The organism is Mesorhizobium sp. M2A.F.Ca.ET.039.01.1.1 (assembly GCF_003998035.1).
Taxonomy (GTDB): Bacteria; Pseudomonadota; Alphaproteobacteria; order Rhizobiales; family Rhizobiaceae; genus Mesorhizobium.
Genome location: NZ_RZRY01001426.1, coordinates 1 through 606, shown reverse-complemented (window position 1 = coordinate 606; position 606 = coordinate 1). Strand labels below are relative to the sequence as shown.

At 67.3% G+C, this 606-nt stretch carries 1 pseudogene; it reads right to left on the bottom strand.

Annotated elements, in window-relative coordinates:
• Positions 1-606, bottom strand: a pseudogene (locus EOA24_RS40250) (NAD-glutamate dehydrogenase domain-containing protein); the annotation flags it as partial.

Here is a 606-nt window from a genome sequence, read left to right as displayed (position 1 = left end):
CCACCCTTGAACAGGCCTTGCCGCCGCTCCTCGATGCGCTCGCGCGAGAAGGCCGGCAGCAGCGAGACGAGCTTCGGCTCGAGCGCCTTGCGGGCCTCCTGTAGCTCGACGATGCGCTGGCCGAGCGGCGCGGAGCCGGCTTCGTTCTTCAGGTACCAGCCACTGGTTACAAAGATGAGCCGGCTGACGGACTGGTAGAGATCGAGCTGGATCTGACCGTCGATCTGGTTGTCGAGCGCGTCGATCTCGCGATAGAGCGCCGGCAGCGCAAAGCCGTCGCGAACCACGGCGAAGGTGCGCACGACATCGGCCGCCGGCCGGCCGGTGGCTTCCTGCAGCCGGTTGACGAAGGATGGCCCACCGCGATTGACGAGATCGTTGGCGACGACCCGCGCGATGATCTCGCGCCGCAGCCTGTGGTCGCGGATTTCGCCGGCGAATTTCTTGGCCATGCGCTCCGGGAAATAGCCCATCAGGTCGCGGTCGAAATGCGGCTCGTCCGGCACGTCGCTGGCGACGATGTCGGAGAACAGCACGATCTTGGCATAGGCGAGCAGCACGCCGAGCTCGGCCCTGGTCAGCGGCTCGCCGCGCGCCTCGCGCTCG